The organism is Citrobacter amalonaticus (assembly GCF_001559075.2).
Taxonomy (GTDB): Bacteria; Pseudomonadota; Gammaproteobacteria; order Enterobacterales; family Enterobacteriaceae; genus Citrobacter_A; species Citrobacter_A amalonaticus_F.
On sequence record NZ_CP014015.2, the window covers coordinates 1757212 to 1773109 of the forward strand.

Consider the following 15898-nt stretch of genomic DNA (forward strand, 5'->3'; position numbering starts at 1 on the left):
ATGACCTTTGAATGGTGGTTCGCCTACCTGCTGACATCCATAATTTTGAGCCTTTCACCCGGCTCCGGCGCCATCAATACCATGACGACTTCCATTAATCACGGCTATCGCGGCGCAGCGGCGTCGATTGCCGGGTTACAGGCCGGACTGGGCATTCATATCGTGCTGGTCGGCGTCGGTCTGGGCACGCTGTTTTCTCGCTCCGTCATCGCCTTTGAGGTGCTGAAATGGGCGGGCGCTGCCTATCTGATTTGGTTAGGCATCCAGCAATGGCGCGCTGCCGGTGCGATTGATCTAAACACCATGGCCCAGACCCAGTCACGAGGTCGCCTGTTTAAACGCGCCGTATTCGTGAACCTGACAAACCCCAAAAGCATCGTCTTTCTGGCGGCCCTTTTCCCACAGTTCGTGATGCCCAAAGAACCCCAGCTGATGCAGTACATCGTGCTCGGCGTAACCACCATTGTGGTCGATATCGTAGTGATGATCGGCTACGCCACGCTGGCGCAGCGTATCGCGTTGTGGATCAAAGGGCCGAAGCAGATGAAGGCGTTGAATAAAGTCTTCGGCTCGCTGTTTATGCTGGTGGGTGCACTGCTGGCGTCGGCGCGCCACGCCTGACAGGTTGCCGGATAGCGGCTGGCGCGTATCCGGCACGAAGATTTAGCGCGAAATGATCAGATGGATACCGAACCCGGCAAACAACGCCCCGGCAAAACCGTCGATCCATTTCGCCATACGCTGGTAACCACGCCGCATTTTCGGCAGCGCAAACAGGCTGGCAACCACGGTAAACCATGCGAAAGTCTCAACGATAATCAGCACGAAAATCCCCCAGCGCGCGGCAGTACCGACGCTATCGCCGACAAACAGAGAAAAGACCGAACCGAAGTAGATGATGGCTTTCGGGTTAGCCAGGTTCGTCAGTAACCCTTTCAGGAAACTACGACCGCTTTGCGCCAGCTCAACCTGCGGCGTGGGTGCGGCGACATCCTGTTTTTTCAACGCGCCGCGCAGCATCTGGTAGCCCATCCAGCACAGATACAGACCGCCGCCGACCATGATGATGGTGTGTAGCCAGGCCATTTTTTCGATAATCAGATGCAGGCCGAGCAGCGCGATGCCCGCCCAGACCATGACGCCACAGGTAATGCCCAACACGCCCATCATCGCTTCTTTGCGCGAGCGGCTGACCGCTGTCTGCGAGACAAAAAAGAAATCCGGCCCTGGGCTCATCAGCGCCACAATGTGCACCATCGCCACGGTGAGAAATAACATTAACATGATCGAAAATACTCGCGGGGGAAACAGTTCAGTGAGTCACCATCCTGGCACTTTTTTGCCCGGCTGACTACTCTTCGTCGTCACCATCGACGTGGGCGCGGATCAGCGCCATAAACGCTTTACCGAAGCGTTCCAGTTTGCGCATTCCCACCCCGTTGACGCTGAGCATTTCGCTCGCGGAAACCGGCATCTGTTCTGCCATCTCAATCAGCGTGGCGTCGTTGAAGACGACGTACGGCGGGATATTCTCTTCATCGGCAATGGCTTTACGCAGCTTGCGCAGTTTAGCGAACAGTTTGCGGTCGTAATTGCCGCCGAAAGATTTCTGCATGACGCGCGGTTTCAGGGCGACAATACGCGGCACAGCGAGTTGCAGGGTGACCTCGCCGCGCAACAGCGGACGTGAAGCGTCGGTGAGCTGTAGCGCAGAATGCTGGGCGATATTCTGAGTGACGAAACCCAGGTGAATCAACTGGCGGATCACGCTCACCCAGTGCTCGTGACTGTGCTCGCGTCCCATACCGTACACTTTGAGCTTGTCGTGGCCGAGCTCGCGAATGCGCTGGCTGTTAGCCCCGCGAATCACTTCCACCACGTAACCCATCCCAAAGCGCTGGTTTACCCGACCAATGGTCGAGAGCGCAATCTGTGCGTCCTTCACGCCATCATACTGTTTTGGCGGATCAAGACAGATATCGCAGTTGCCGCACGGTTCCTGACGCCCTTCCCCGAAGTAGTTAAGCAGCACCAGACGACGGCAGGTTTGCGCCTCGGCGAACGCGCCCATCGCATTCAGCTTGTGCCGTTCGATATCCTGTAGCTGTCCCTGCGGTTTTTCTTCCAGGCAGCGGCGCAGCCACGCCATATCCGCCGGGTCGTAAAACAGCATCGCCTCCGCGGGCAGGCCGTCACGCCCGGCACGACCGGTCTCCTGGTAGTAGGACTCAATGTTGCGGGGAATATCGAAATGCACCACAAAACGCACGTTAGGTTTGTTGATGCCCATGCCAAAAGCGACGGTCGCCACCACGATTTGCAGGTCGTCGCGCTGGAATTTCTCCTGCACGTCGGCACGGATGTGATTTTCCAGCCCAGCATGGTATGCCGCGGCGCTAATACCCCGGCTTTGCAAACGCGCGGCGGTGTCTTCCACCTTCGCACGACTGTTACAGTAAATAATCCCGGATTTACCGCGCTGTTCCTGCACGTAGCGCATCAGCTGATCGAGCGGTTTAAACTTCTCCATCAGCATGTAGCGAATGTTCGGACGGTCAAAACTGCTGATCTGGATTAAGGGATCGTTCAGCCCCAGCAGACGAACAATATCCAGCCGCGTGGTTTCATCGGCGGTCGCGGTCAGCGCGACAAACGGCAGTGCGGGAAAACGCTGCCTGAGCTGGCCGAGTGCGGCATATTCCGGGCGGAAGTCATGTCCCCACTGCGAGATGCAGTGCGCTTCGTCCACGGCCAGTAACACCGGATTCCAGTGCGCCAGGTGCTCAAGGAAGTTATCCAGCATCAGGCGTTCAGGAGCGATATACAGCAGACGGATTTGTCCGGTACGACACCCCGTCATCACTTCAAGCTGCTGCTCGCGGGTTTGCGTCGAGTTCAGACAGGCTGCCGCCACGCCGTTCGCCAGCAGTTGGTCGACCTGATCTTTCATCAGGGAGATCAGCGGCGAAACCACCACGGTCAGGCCGTTGAGCAGTAAGGCAGGGATTTGATAGCAGAGGGATTTTCCGCCCCCGGTCGGCATCACGACCAGGCAGTCGCGCCCCGAAACGACGGTGTCGATGATCGCTTCCTGACCCGGGCGAAACTGTTGGTAGCCAAAGGTTTCTTGCAAAACCTGCTTAGCTCCAGATTCCAGATTCAACACTTCCGCCTGCGCCACATTAACCCCGTTCGCTTCAATCAAAACAGGCGCTATTTTCAGCGCCTGAGGAAGAAACTGCAATGTTTAAAACACAATCATCGATCAGAAGATATCGTTGAGCATCACACCCACACCGACACGCGTCTGATTAAAGTTATAGTCGATCAGCGATTCGCCGTACCCGCTATACACCTGGGTATAGAGACGAATATGCTTCGTCATCGGATAACTCAGCCCCAGTTCCGCGCCGCCGTAACCGGTATTCCAGTTGTACTGGCCCTTCGCGCTCAGTACCGCATCGCCCAGGTGATAGCCGACCTTAAGCTGATAATAGCCCATGTATTTGGTGATATCGGGGTTATCGTCGGTACTGCCGATGACGTACCACGGTTTAACCTCCACCAGCCAGTTGCCGTTTTCCGCCATCAGGCGCGTGTAAAGACGGTTCCAGCTACGTGATGTCGGGTCGGAACGCCCGTTAGAATCATGGTTGTAACCCATTTCCACGTCACGCAGCGTCCATCCAGCCAACCGGTAATCTGTTGCAAAACCCAGGAACAGCTGCGGTTCATAGTTGGTTTCACGAAATGGCGATGACTCTTCTGTGTTGGATAACTGCCACCAGGACTTCTGCGTATAAGAGGCGCCCAGAACCGAGTTTGGCCCCGCAATCCCACGCCAGATCGGAAACGCCAGACTCAACTGGAACTTCACTTCATCTTTGCGGGCATTTTCGGACCAGTTGTAGGAACTGATCGCTTCTTTGTTCATGTCGCTGGTATTGGTGTAGATCAGGTAGTTTGTATCGTAGGGGTAGAGCGTAAAAGGATTATCATGCTCCTGCAGCAGGTTGGCGATAATACTGCCCCGCACCGCCGGTGCATCATGAACCTCTTTCACCGTCGCCTCTTGCGCATACGCCGCCAGCGGCAGCAGTGCTGCTGGTAGCAACCAAGCCAGAATCGCCCGCATTCTTGTTGTTCTCCTGAACGAAAGATTTTTAATTTGTCTATTATTCTGCCGACCATTTTACATATTTACACACATCCTCGTTAGTTATCCCGTCTTAAAGTGGAAAACAACATTTAAGAAGCATAACATCAACATTTTATTAACTAATGGAGTGTTGGAATCGTATGTCTGCCGTACTGACTGCTGAGCAAGCCCTGAAGCTCGTGGGCGAAATGTTTGTCTACCACATGCCGTTCAACCGGGCGCTGGGGCTGGAGCTGGAACGCTATGAGAAAGAGTTTGCCCAACTGGCGTTTAATAATCAGCCGATGATGGTTGGAAACTGGGCGCAGAGCATCCTGCATGGCGGGGTAATTGCCTCTGCTCTGGACGTGGCTGCCGGGCTGGTGTGTGTCGGCAGTACTCTGACGCGCCATGAAACCATCAGTGAAGACGAACTGCGCCAGCGGCTGTCCCGCATGGGGACCATCGATCTGCGCGTAGACTACCTGCGTCCGGGTCGGGGCAATCGCTTTACCGCCACCAGCAGTCTGCTGCGCGCCGGGAATAAAGTCGCCGTCGCGCGCGTGGAATTACACAACGAAGAGCAGCTTTATATTGCCAGCGCCACCGCCACTTATATGGTGGGGTAAAAACAGGTAAACTGTTGTTACACTTCAGACATGAGTTTTCCCGATGGATGCAAAACAAACGCGGCTGGGCGTGTTACTCGCGCTTGCCGCCTATTTTATTTGGGGGATCGCTCCGGCGTACTTCAAGCTAATTTATTACGTCCCCGCAGATGAAATCCTGACCCATCGCGTGATCTGGTCGTTTTTCTTTATGGTGGCGCTGATCAGCATCAGCCGGCAGTGGTCGAGCGTGAAAGCGCTGCTGAAAACACCGAAAAAGATCTTCCTGTTAGCGCTCTCGGCGGTACTCGTGGGGGGCAACTGGCTGTTGTTTATCTGGGCGGTAAACAACCACCATATGCTGGAAGCCAGCCTGGGTTACTTTATCAACCCACTGGTGAACATTGTGCTGGGAATGCTTTTCCTCGGTGAACGCTTCCGTCGGATGCAGTGGCTGGCGGTAATACTGGCGACCTGTGGCGTTCTGGTGCAGCTCTGGACCTTCGGTTCGTTGCCGATCATCGCGCTGGGACTGGCGTTCAGTTTTGCGTTTTACGGTCTGGTACGCAAGAAAATTGCCGTTGAAGCGCAAACCGGGATGTTAGTGGAGACCCTGTGGCTGTTGCCCGTTGCCGCAATCTACCTGTTCGGTATCGCCGACAGCTCAACCAGCCATATGGGGCAGAACCCGATGTCGCTCAACCTGCTGCTGATTGCCGCCGGGGTGGTGACCACGGTTCCGCTGCTGTGCTTTACCGGTGCGGCGACGCGCCTGCGCCTTTCCACGCTGGGCTTCTTCCAATACATCGGCCCTACGCTGATGTTCCTGCTGGCCGTGACGTTCTACGGCGAAGTGCCGGGGTCGGATAAAATGGTGACATTCGCCTTTATCTGGGTCGCACTGGCGATCTTCGTGACGGATGCGATTTATACCCAGAGACGGGGACGTCGGAGTTAGGGGATTGCCGGATGGCGGCTGTGCCTTATCCGGCCTACGATGATGCACTTTTTGTAGGCCGGATAAGCGAAGCGCCATCCGGCATGACAATTACAGCCAGTTCTTCCGTTTAAAGTACAGATACGGTGCCAGACCGGCGAGCAGCATAAAGATAATCGCGCCCGGGTAACCAAAGCTCCACTTCAGTTCAGGCATAAACTCAAAGTTCATCCCATAGCTGGATGCCACCAGCGTCGGCGGCAGGAAGACCACGGAGACCACCGAGAAGATCTTGATGATGCGGTTCTGCTCGATGTTGATAAAGCCCATCGCCGCCTGCATCAGGAAGTTCACTTTCTGGAACAGGGATTCATTGTGCGGCAGCAGGGATTCGATATCTCGCAGGATCTCGCGCGCCTGTTCCAGTTGTCCGCCCGGTAAACGCGCCTTACGGACCAGGAAGTTCAGCGCACGCTGGGTATCCATCAGACACAGGCGGACTTTCCAGCCGATATCTTCCAGTTCCGCCAGCGTCGAGAGTGCTTCATCGTACTCATCGCCCTGGTGCCCTTCCATAATCACCCGACTCAGCTCCTCCAGATCGCTGTAGATGTTTTCGATTTCATCCGCCAACTGTTCGATTTTGGTTTCGAACAGATCCAGCAGCAGTTCATAGGCGTTACCGTCAACCATGGCCTGGCTGCGGGCGCGCATACGGTACAAACGAAACGCGGGCAGCTCACGTTCACGCAGGGTAAACAGGCGGCCATCGCGGATGGTGAATGCCACGGTGGAGTTACCCGCGTGGTCTTCCGCATCTTCGAAGAAGAAAAAGGAGTGGATGTGCAGACCGTCTTCGTCTTCGAAGAAACGGGCGGATGCTTCGATGTCTTCCAGTTCAGGACGGGTCGCCAGGCTCTGGCCCAGCTCAGATTGTACGCGCAGTCGCTCGTCGTCGTCGGGCTCGACCAGGTCGACCCAGACGGCATCAATCAGGGTTTGTGACTCTTCGACTTCCAGCCGGGTGAGTCGGTTATTTTCCAGTTGAAATGCGCTCAGCATGACCGGGACTCCCAATGCTTAAAAATATCGGACAGTTCGGTGGGCACACAGAAACAAATTGGGTTTCAGACCATTAAACAGCCTGACTCAGCGCGACGGGAAAATAGAGAAGGTCGCTGACAACCGCTAAGGCTATCAGCAAAAAGGGATAGCCTTAGGAGTTGATCCTGGATGACAGGATAATGAGCCAGTATCTACTGGGTGTGTCCAAGGCGAATGTCCTCTTAGCGTAATCGTGCGCGCATGTTACGCCAGCAAAAATTTGCCGTCAACACGCAACGAAACGCGAAAAAGTAATAATTTCCCCTTATGCAGAAAGGTTAGCAGAGAGGGAAATTAAAGTGATATTTATCTATAAGTTAGACCGTTTCCAACTTCGCGTACGCGGCAACGAGCCATTTAATTCCCTGTCCCTGGAAAGCCACCTGCAACCGGCTGTGTTCGCCGCTGCCCTCCAGATTCACAATGGTGCCCTCGCCGAACTTGGCATGACGCACACGCTGGCCCAGCTTGTAACCGGTGTCATTCTCCGCCATCGGCGTCCCCATCCGCTGATGGCTCACCGGACGGCTGATCGTTGCGCGCAGACGGACCTCTTCAACGCACGCTTCCGGCAACTCACCGATGAAGCGCGACGGACGGTGATACACTTCTTTGCCATACAACCGACGCGTTTCGGCATAGGTTAGGGTCAGTTTCTGCATCGCACGGGTCACGCCGACGTAGGCCAGACGACGCTCCTCTTCAAGGCGTCCGCCCTCATCCAGCGACATCTGGCTGGGGAACATCCCCTCTTCCATCCCGACGATAAACACCTGCGGGAACTCCAGCCCTTTCGCCGAGTGCAGCGTCATGAGCTGTACCGCATCCTGCCAGGTATCCGCCTGCCCTTCGCCCGCTTCCAGCGCTGCATGGGAGAGAAATGCCTGCAACGGCATTAGATCTTCGTCTTCGTCGTTGTAGCTGAACTGGCGCGTCGCCGTCACCAGTTCCTCTAAGTTCTCAATGCGAGTCTGGCCTTTCTCGCCTTTCTCCTGCTCGTACATCATGCGCAGGCCGGAATCTTTAATCACCCGGTCAGTCTGCACGTGCAGCGGCATATCGACGGTTTCCTGCGCCAGTGCGTCAATGAGTTCCATAAAGCGTTGCAGCGCACTGGCGGCACGACCGGCCAGCGCTTTTTCCTGCAACAGTTCGCGACACGCCTGCCACAGCGTGAGCTGACGATCGCGTGACGTCTGGCGCACCACGTCCAGCGTCCGATCGCCAATCCCGCGCGTCGGGGTATTCACCACGCGTTCAAAGGCGGCGTCATCATTCCGGTTCGCAATCAGACGCAGATAAGAGAGCGCATCTTTGATTTCCTGACGCTCGAAGAAGCGCATGCCGCCGTAAATACGGTACGGCATACTGGCCTGTAGCAGCGCCTCTTCCAGCACACGCGACTGGGCGTTACTGCGGTAGAGAATGGCGCATTGCTCCAGCGCGCCGCCGTTGTCCTGCCAGGTTTTAATCCGGTTGACGACAAAACGCGCTTCATCCAGCTCGTTAAACGCGCAGTAGAGTGAAATGGGCTCGCCTTCGACGCCATCGGTCCACAGCTTTTTACCCAGACGCCCATTGTTGTTCTCGATCAGGGCGTTCGCCGCGCTGAGGATATTGCTGGTTGAACGGTAGTTCTGCTCAAGACGGATGGTTTGCGCGCCGGGGAAGTCGTTCAGGAAGCGCTGGATGTTCTCTACCTGCGCGCCGCGCCAGCCGTAGATCGACTGGTCGTCATCGCCCACGATCATCACTTTGCCGGTATCGCCAGCCAGCAGACGGATCCAGGCATACTGGATGTTGTTGGTATCCTGGAATTCGTCCACCAGGATATTGGTGAAACGTTCGCGGTAGTGCTGAAGAATATGCGGTTTGTTGAGCCACAGCTCATGCGCGCGCAGCAGCAGTTCGGCAAAATCCACCAGCCCCGCACGATCGCACGCTTCCTGATAGGCCTGATACACCTTCTGCCAGGTCTGCTCAATCGGGTTACCGAAGCTCTGAATATGATGCGGGCGCAGACCTTCGTCTTTCTGTCCGTTGATGTACCACATCGCCTGACGCGCCGGCCACTGCTTCTCGTCGAGGTTCATCGCCTTGATCAGACGCTTTAGCAGACGCAACTGGTCTTCGCTGTCGAGGATCTGGAAGTCCTGCGGCAAATTCGCATCCATGTGATGCGCGCGCAGCAGTCGGTGCGCCAGACCGTGGAAGGTGCCGACCCACATGCCGCCCTGGCTGGTGCCCATAATCTGGCCGATACGGTGACGCATCTCCGCCGCCGCTTTATTGGTAAAGGTCACCGCCATAATCGAGTACGGCGAGTTATTTTCTACCGTCAGCAGCCAGGCGATACGGTGCACCAGTACGCGTGTCTTACCGCTCCCTGCCCCCGCGAGAACCAGCATGTTGCTACGTGGCGCGGCCACCGCTTCGCGCTGTTTATCATTGAGGCTGTCGAGCAGATAAGAAACGTCCATTGGCACCGCCGCATTAAAAGAGGTAGGGCGGATAAGCGTCGCGCCATCCGCCAAAAAGCTGTGTATTTATACAGAACTGCTGGTGATTATATCAGCGAGGTCAGAGATGCCAACTGTGAAATCTCAATATGTGGCAGTAAGCGGCTGTCAAAGGTGTGCATCAGGTCGGCATTTTCCGGTTTAATCCAGCAAGCCTGCAACCCGCTACGGATCGCCCCGGCAACGTCGGTCGTCAGATCGTCGCCCACGTGCAGGATCTCGCCGATCGGCACATTCAGCTTTTCCGCCGCCAGAAAGTACATATCACTGAACGGCTTTGAGCGTCCGTCCGGACCGGCCCGCAGCACAAATTCGAAATAGTCGCCGAGGCCGAACAGTTCCGGCTGCGCGTTGCCGTTGGTAATCGCCACCAGCGGCCACTTTCTCGCTAACGCTTTCAGCGTGTCGTGCGTCTCTTGCGGGACATCGACCCGACTGCGCCACTTCGCAAAGTTCATCATCGCGGCATTCGCCCCCGTAATCGCTTCCTCTGCAGAAAGCCCGGCGTTTAGCATGGCACGCTCAACGGCGCGATGACGCCAGCGGGTGACATCGTGATAAATTTCCGGCTCCGCTTCCCGTACCGCCTGACGCAGGCGTTGCAGATCAGCATTTTGCAGCGTGCGTAGCGCCGGATGGTAGTTTTGCATAAAGGCGAGCGCTTCCTGTTCGGTGCGCTGGATAACCGGGCGGTTATCGTAAAGGGTGTCATCGAGATCGAAAGTGATCGCCGAGATGGGTCCTGGAGACCGGTAAAAACGCATTATTTCCCCCGTTTGGCGCGCGGATGCGCCGCATCGTACACCGAGGCCAGGTGTTGAAAATCAAGATGAGTATAGATTTGCGTGGTCGAGAGGTTGGCGTGTCCCAGCAGTTCCTGTACACCTCGCAGGTCACCGCTCGATTCCAGCATATGCGTGGCAAACGAGTGACGCAGCTTATGCGGATGCACATGGCTGTTTAACCCCTGCTTAATGCCCCACTCGGCAAAACGCTTTTGCACGTTGCGCGCGGAAATACGGTTGCCCAGCTTCGACAGAAACAGCGCGTCTTCCTCACTGCCAAACAACCCGCGCAGATCCAGCCAGTGCTCAATCCACGCCACTGCATTGCGACCAATGGGCAGGCGACGCTCTTTGCTGCCTTTCCCCATCACCCACACTTCACCGGTGTCGAGATCCAGATGTTTGATGTCCAGCCCCACCAGCTCAGACAAACGCAGACCCGCACCGTACATCACCTCCAGCATCGCGCGGTCACGCACGGCGAGCGGATCGTTAAGGTCAATATCCAGCAGACGGTTGACATCATCAACGTCGATATTTTTCGGCAAATGGCGCGGCGCTTTGGGTGCCTGTACCCCTTTCGCCGGATTGGCTTTCAGCTTGCCTTCGCTCACCATCCAGTCGAAAAAGCTACGCAGTGCAGAAAGACGTAGCGCGAGACTCGCAGGGCCAAGCCCTTTACGGCGACTGCGCACCGCGAAACTACGCACCATTGCAGCGTCACATTGTTGCCAACTTTGCAGTCCGGTTTCTCCGGCTAAGGCGATGATGGCATCAAGCTGGCGCTGATAGTTTTTCAGCGTGATGGGGCTAAGCTGGCGTTCTACGCCCAGATAGCGCAGAAATCGGGTGACATCGGTGGTGAAGTCCGTCATACGCGTTCAATCCAGCGCTCCAGCAGATCCGGCATCATCAGCGCGATTTCATGCAGGAGTTGCGTTCCCTGGCCTGCCTGATAGTGATGCATGTCGCGGCTGCTGAACAGAATGACGCCCAAATCGCCGTCGCGTCCCAGCATCGACATCGCCACCGAACCAATCGCCTTCGCTTCCGGCAGCACCACCAGCAATTCCGGACCGTTTAAGGTGCCCAGATAGTGCTGTTCCTGCCCCAGCCGCTGAATACGCAGCGGTTCGAAGGCCTGACGGCTTAACGCCAGATGGGTATAGCTCGACGGCGCGCCGAGACGCCAGCGATCGGGAAACAGACGCACCGTTGCACCGGCAAGGCCCAGTTCACGCGCCCAGCGATGAAAACGCATCAGCATATCGTCCAGGCTGGTCGCTGCAACCAGACGTCCCTGCAAATGCAGCAGGCGATAAAACAGGCTTTCGTTGGCATTCGCCTGCGCCATCAACAGCGACATATTTTCTTCAAGGACGTTGATGTGATTGCGTGCGCGGGCCATGTGCCACTCAACGAGTGAGACGGTGCCCCGCACCGGGTGCGGCACCCGCATCGCTTCCACGGCATGCGCATTGCGGATAAAAAACTCAGGATTTTTCTGCAGATAGTCGACGACCGCCCGGTCATCGAGTTCCGTAAGCGTTTCCTGTAGTTCTTCCCCTGGTTGCTTCATAGATGGATAAACCCGTCATAGACATGTGCCGCCGGGCCAGTCATGTATAACGGATGACCCGGACCTTTCCAGGCGATATCAAGGCGACCGCCCGGTAATTCCACGCGAACCTCTTCCGCCAGCAAACCTTGTTGAATGCCGACGGCGACGGCCGCGCATGCGCCGCTCCCACAGGCCTGTGTCTCTCCCGCGCCGCGCTCATAAACGCGTAAGCGAATATGCTCGCGTTTCACGACCTGCATAAAACCGATATTGGCCCGTTCAGGAAAACGTTCGTGACTTTCCAGAACCGGTCCCAGCGTTTCCACGGCCGCCGTGTCAACATCGTCGACCTGAATCACGCAGTGCGGATTTCCCATTGAAACCACGCCGCACAATATTGTCTGTTCTGCCGCTCGCATAATATAGGTCTTTTCCGCTTTGTTAGCGCGAAAAGGCACCTGCGATGGCTCAAAATTGGGTTCCCCCATGTTGACGCGCACCAGCTCATCGTCCGTCACGCTCAACACCATCCGCCCATTCGCCGTACTGACGCGAATATCACGTTTGTTGGTTAACCCTTTGAGGCGCACAAAACGGGCAAAACAGCGCGCGCCGTTACCACACTGCGACACTTCACTGCCGTCGGCATTAAAAATGCGGTAATGAAAATCCAGCTCAGGATCGTACGGAGGTTCAACCACCAGCAGTTGATCAAACCCCACCCCCAGATGCCTGTCAGATAAGCGACGGATCAATTCTGGCGAAAAAAAGACATTCTGCGTTACCGCGTCGACGACCATAAAATCGTTGCCAAGGCCATGCATTTTAGAGAATTGCATTATTCACTCCGTTCACGCGGGTACAGAAACACACCGTCAGTAGTTCACCTGGGAAGGCCCATCTCCCGTGGCGCGATCGTTTTGATCGGGCGTGGTGGATTGCGTTTGTGGATCAACCGGTTTAGTCGGCGGCGGTGCATTTTTATCAGCCGGAGGGAAATAGAGCGGCCCTTTAAGGCCACAACCCGTCAGGCTGAACAGAGTGAGAAGAACAGCGAGTGCCTGAAACACGTTTTTCATTATGGATTGCCTGTAAGTTCATACTTTCTGTTTTCTATCATCGCAGGAGAAGGCGTAAAAGCAAGAGTTTGCCTGTAATCTGCAACGCGATTTGTTTCAGGTTATACTGCCGCCATCACGAAAAAACGGGAAACGACAATGAACGACAGTGAATTTCATCGCCTGGCCGATACCCTGTGGATGACCATCGAAGAGCGTCTTGACGACTGGGATGGCGACAGCGATATCGACTGTGAAATCAATGGCGGCGTACTGACCATTAGCTTTGAAAACGGCAGCAAAATCATCATTAACCGTCAGGAACCGCTACACCAGGTGTGGCTGGCGACCAAACAGGGCGGCTACCATTTTGACCTGAAAGGCGACGAATGGGTTTGCGACCGGAGCGGGGAAACCTTCTGGGATCTGCTGGAACAGGCGGCAACGCATCAGGCGGGCGAAGAAGTCAGCTTCCGTTAAGGCTTATTTGCCGGATACCATCCGGCAAAACCATTACGAGAAATACTGCTGCAGCTGCGGCGTGTCGTTATCCTGATTGGCTGGCGGAACGTTGCCGAGTGATTGTGCGCGGAACGGGATCACCTGTGCGCGCCCTTCCGTGTTCACAATCTGATAGAACTGCGGCAGGTTGAAGTTGATGAAGCTGGAGCCGTAGGTAAAGCGGTCGTGCGATGAGGAGTAGAAACGGCTGACGTCGCGCACCAGCTCTTCTTTGCTGCCTTCGCAGTGATGATACACTTCCGCCCGGTTACTCTCGTCCAGAATGTAGATGTTAAAGCCCTTCTCATCACCCGTCTCTTCAAAGAAGAACTGAATGATCCCTTCGCTGGCGAAACCATCCACGACCGACGGCAGTTTCACCTGATTGGTTTCCACCTGAACAGACAGGCCGTGCAATTTGTTATGCGAGATTGCGCCGTAGAACTCAATAGCGTTTTCCAGCTTCTGTACCGACACATTCAGGCGTTCAAAGAACAGGCCCCATGTCTGACCGGAAACGCGCAGTGCCTTAAAGCGCCCTGTCTCCTGACGGGTACTGGAAAGACGCAGCTCGATGCACTCTGAAACCAGTTGCTGCACGCGGGTACGAATCAAACCACGCAGATGCTGGCTGTAGCAGAACACTTCCACGCTGTCCGGCGGCGCGGCGTCCTGGTGCATTTTGCCCAGAATCGTTTTCAACGCTTCAATCATCGCCTGTTCGCCGTTGAAATGCAGCGTACGCACTTCATTCCACGAGTTGCGATACAGCAGGTCTACGCTGCCCACCAGGCAATTTTGCTCTTCGCCAAAGCTGAAAACATCCAACTTACGGAAGTCAAAATGAACCACCTGATTGCGGAATGCCGCCGTCGGGTCATATTCGAGGTTAACGATGATCGCCAGATGGCGAATTTCACACGGGCTGTAGAGCGCTTTCGGCGTCGGCGCAGGCAAACGCAGCGGGAAGTGGTGCGACACATCGGCCACCATCTCCTGCAACTTCGGCAGATCGACAATGCCGTTGCCCTTAATAAACAGATGCGTGCGCGACGTCAGCAGACCGTTAAACCACGCCCAGGCCACCAGCTTATTCAGATAGCGGTTATATTCCAGCGGCTGATGGCTGATGATGGAATCCATGTTTGGCGCACGGTTGTAGAGATACCAGCCTGAACGGTTGGCGCGGCCCGGCGGAACGTGGATAAAGGTTAAGTTCGGTTCAGAGAGGTCCGGCGAAATCTGCGGGTTCACCAGCGTGACTTTACCGGGTAACGCTTCAAACGCGGCGTACAGCTTACGGGTCAGAACGCCAATATCCTGCGGGCTGGCGCTGACGCTGAGATTATTGCGGCGCGCAAAACGGATCAGATTACGGTAGCTCTGCATCATGGCATCGAGCAGTTCGTTGTGCGCTTCACGCACCTGATCAATCTTCCAGTTCGCCCGGTTGTCGAGCATGGCCAGACGATTTTCGTCCCATCCCCACTCGCTTACTAACTGACTGAGCACTTCACGACGCCAGCCAACGCAGGCGCGTTCACGGCTCAGTTTTTCGCAAACTTTTAAGTAGAAACATCGGCGCACTAAATCCAGGCGCGTCGGATCTTCAATCGCCGTGAGGTATTCAGTCACGCGTTCCAGCATCATGCAGTACGGGTCAAGACCAAACGAGACGATCTCGCCGTCATGCAGGCGCTGTTTAATGTCTTTCGCCAACAGGCGCGGATTGGGGTATTCCCAGGAGTAGGCTTCCAGCAGCAGCGTTTTCAGCACCGCTTTGTACGGTGAATCGATACTTTTATACAGCTGCCAAAGGCTGGCGCCAAAGTACTCTTCGGCGGAAAGCGAGCTTAATCCGCCCAGGTCCAGCCATTCGTTTGGCGTGAGTACCCCCTGAGCGTAGAGCGTCATGACGTAGTCGTCGTAATGCTCTTCTTCATCGCACGGCACCATATTCCACAGAATACGCTTACCGGCGAGACGTACCGCGGTGCGGTAGAATTCATCCAGCAGCAGGATATGCTGCGTCGAGCCACAGTCTTCGCCCCCCAGACTGCCGCTTTCATTATGGCGGAAACGGTTTTCATCAATCAGGAAGAAGCTGACTTCCACCCCCAGCGAGGCGGCCCAGCTTTCCAGCAGGCTGCATTTACGCTGCAGCAGTTGTCGTTCTTCACTGTCGAGCCAGGACTGGTGGCACACCCAGATATCAAGATCCGACGAACAGCTTTGTCCGACAGAGGAGGTGCTGCCCATGGAATACACACCAGTGATCGGCAGTTCACCTTTTGGCGGATCCTGCGGTGCCAGACCGCGATACAGTTCCAGTTCGTTCAGATAGTGGCGTTGGGTTTCATCAGGCGTGTAGAAGCAAATGCCTCTGGGAACGTTACCATCGAGGTATCCCGGCATCAGCGGATGGTGATAGTGCAATAATGTCGGCAGAAGACTGTACACCTGCTGGAAAGCAGGGCCCATGGCAGCAAGCGCGCGATCCACACGCAGTTGATTAATGGCATCCAGTCTCTGTTTCAGAGTCTCAATATAGAGGTACAAGACGTATCGCCTGATGTTGCTACCCGTCATGCTGTCGATTGTCGCAGCGCGATCCGCTTACCAACAATCTTCACCATTCGGGATAAACCAAATGACAAAAATAACCGTTACCTTTTACGACCTTTTTT

Annotated in this window: 16 protein-coding genes; 4 read left to right on the plus strand and 12 right to left on the minus strand. The window is 55.6% G+C overall.

Features of this window, described 5'->3' with window-relative positions; all coding sequences use genetic code 11:
• Entirely contained in the window at positions 1 to 621 is a 621-nt protein-coding gene (rhtB, locus tag AL479_RS08420; RefSeq protein WP_061075760.1) for a homoserine/homoserine lactone efflux protein, read from the plus strand.
• Between the two features lie 42 nt (positions 622 to 663).
• On the opposite strand, the gene rhtC is transcribed toward rhtB, so the two are convergent.
• The 3 genes from rhtC to pldA form a co-directional block, all read right to left on the minus strand.
• A complete protein-coding gene (rhtC, locus tag AL479_RS08425; RefSeq protein ID WP_042998816.1) occupies positions 664 to 1284 on the minus strand; it encodes a threonine export protein RhtC in 621 nt (206 codons plus the stop codon).
• Between the two features lie 67 nt (positions 1285 to 1351).
• Positions 1352 to 3181 (minus strand): ATP-dependent DNA helicase RecQ, encoded by a 1830-nt coding sequence (recQ, locus tag AL479_RS08430; RefSeq protein WP_061077950.1) that lies wholly within the window; start codon positions 3179 to 3181, stop codon positions 1352 to 1354.
• 84 nt (positions 3182 to 3265) lie between these two features.
• A complete protein-coding gene (pldA, locus tag AL479_RS08435) occupies positions 3266 to 4135 on the minus strand; it encodes a phospholipase A (protein WP_061075761.1) in 870 nt (289 codons plus the stop codon).
• 164 nt (positions 4136 to 4299) lie between these two features.
• On the opposite strand from pldA, the gene yigI reads away from it, so the two are divergent.
• Together yigI and rarD are read left to right on the plus strand one after the other, a co-directional pair.
• The gene (gene yigI / locus AL479_RS08440; protein ID WP_042292767.1) at positions 4300 to 4767 is read left to right on the plus strand and encodes an acyl-CoA thioesterase YigI; all 468 of its coding nucleotides are present in this window, start codon (positions 4300 to 4302) and stop codon (positions 4765 to 4767) included.
• 43 nt (positions 4768 to 4810) lie between these two features.
• Positions 4811 to 5704, plus strand: a complete 894-nt coding sequence (gene rarD / locus AL479_RS08445; RefSeq protein ID WP_061075762.1) for an EamA family transporter RarD — start codon at positions 4811 to 4813, stop codon at positions 5702 to 5704.
• A 90-nt stretch (positions 5705 to 5794) separates the two neighbouring features.
• Here the strand turns inward: rarD and corA are convergent, their stop codons facing one another.
• The 8 genes from corA to lptM all read right to left on the minus strand — a co-directional run bounded on the left by corA (position 5795) and on the right by lptM (position 12731).
• Positions 5795 to 6745, minus strand: coding sequence for a magnesium/cobalt transporter CorA (gene corA / locus AL479_RS08450; protein WP_042326126.1), 951 nt, complete (start codon positions 6743 to 6745; stop codon positions 5795 to 5797).
• A 154-nt stretch (positions 6746 to 6899) separates the two neighbouring features.
• Positions 6900 to 6956, minus strand: coding sequence for a YsgD/CorL family protein (ysgD, locus tag AL479_RS24020; RefSeq protein WP_212723238.1), 57 nt, complete (start codon positions 6954 to 6956; stop codon positions 6900 to 6902).
• A 148-nt stretch (positions 6957 to 7104) separates the two neighbouring features.
• Positions 7105 to 9267 (minus strand): DNA helicase II, encoded by a 2163-nt coding sequence (uvrD, locus tag AL479_RS08455; RefSeq protein ID WP_102603045.1) that lies wholly within the window; start codon positions 9265 to 9267, stop codon positions 7105 to 7107.
• 86 nt (positions 9268 to 9353) lie between these two features.
• Complete coding sequence (gene yigB / locus AL479_RS08460; protein WP_061075763.1) at positions 9354 to 10070, minus strand: 5-amino-6-(5-phospho-D-ribitylamino)uracil phosphatase YigB; 717 nt, start codon at positions 10068 to 10070, stop codon at positions 9354 to 9356.
• Entirely contained in the window at positions 10070 to 10966 is an 897-nt protein-coding gene (gene xerC / locus AL479_RS08465; RefSeq protein ID WP_105291735.1) for a tyrosine recombinase XerC, read from the minus strand. The genes yigB and xerC overlap by 1 nt, the downstream gene beginning before the upstream one ends.
• A complete protein-coding gene (locus AL479_RS08470) occupies positions 10963 to 11670 on the minus strand; it encodes a DUF484 domain-containing protein (RefSeq protein ID WP_061075765.1) in 708 nt (235 codons plus the stop codon). Before AL479_RS08470 ends, xerC begins: the two co-directional genes overlap by 4 nt.
• Positions 11667 to 12491, minus strand: coding sequence for a diaminopimelate epimerase (gene dapF, locus AL479_RS08475; RefSeq protein ID WP_061075766.1), 825 nt, complete (start codon positions 12489 to 12491; stop codon positions 11667 to 11669). Before dapF ends, AL479_RS08470 begins: the two co-directional genes overlap by 4 nt.
• A gap of 36 nt (positions 12492 to 12527) precedes the next feature.
• Positions 12528 to 12731 carry an LPS translocon maturation chaperone LptM gene (gene lptM / locus AL479_RS08480; protein WP_061075767.1) on the minus strand — a complete coding sequence of 68 codons (204 nt, stop codon included), beginning with the start codon at positions 12729 to 12731 and terminating at the stop codon, positions 12528 to 12530.
• 138 nt (positions 12732 to 12869) lie between these two features.
• On the opposite strand from lptM, the gene cyaY reads away from it, so the two are divergent.
• Entirely contained in the window at positions 12870 to 13190 is a 321-nt protein-coding gene (gene cyaY / locus AL479_RS08485; RefSeq protein ID WP_042998806.1) for an iron donor protein CyaY, read from the plus strand.
• Positions 13191 to 13223: 33 nt separating this feature from the next.
• On the opposite strand, the gene cyaA is transcribed toward cyaY, so the two are convergent.
• Positions 13224 to 15770: a class I adenylate cyclase gene (cyaA, locus tag AL479_RS08490; protein WP_061075768.1), complete on the minus strand. Its 2547-nt coding sequence runs from the start codon at positions 15768 to 15770 to the stop codon at positions 13224 to 13226.
• Positions 15771 to 15898: the final 128 nt, after the last annotated feature.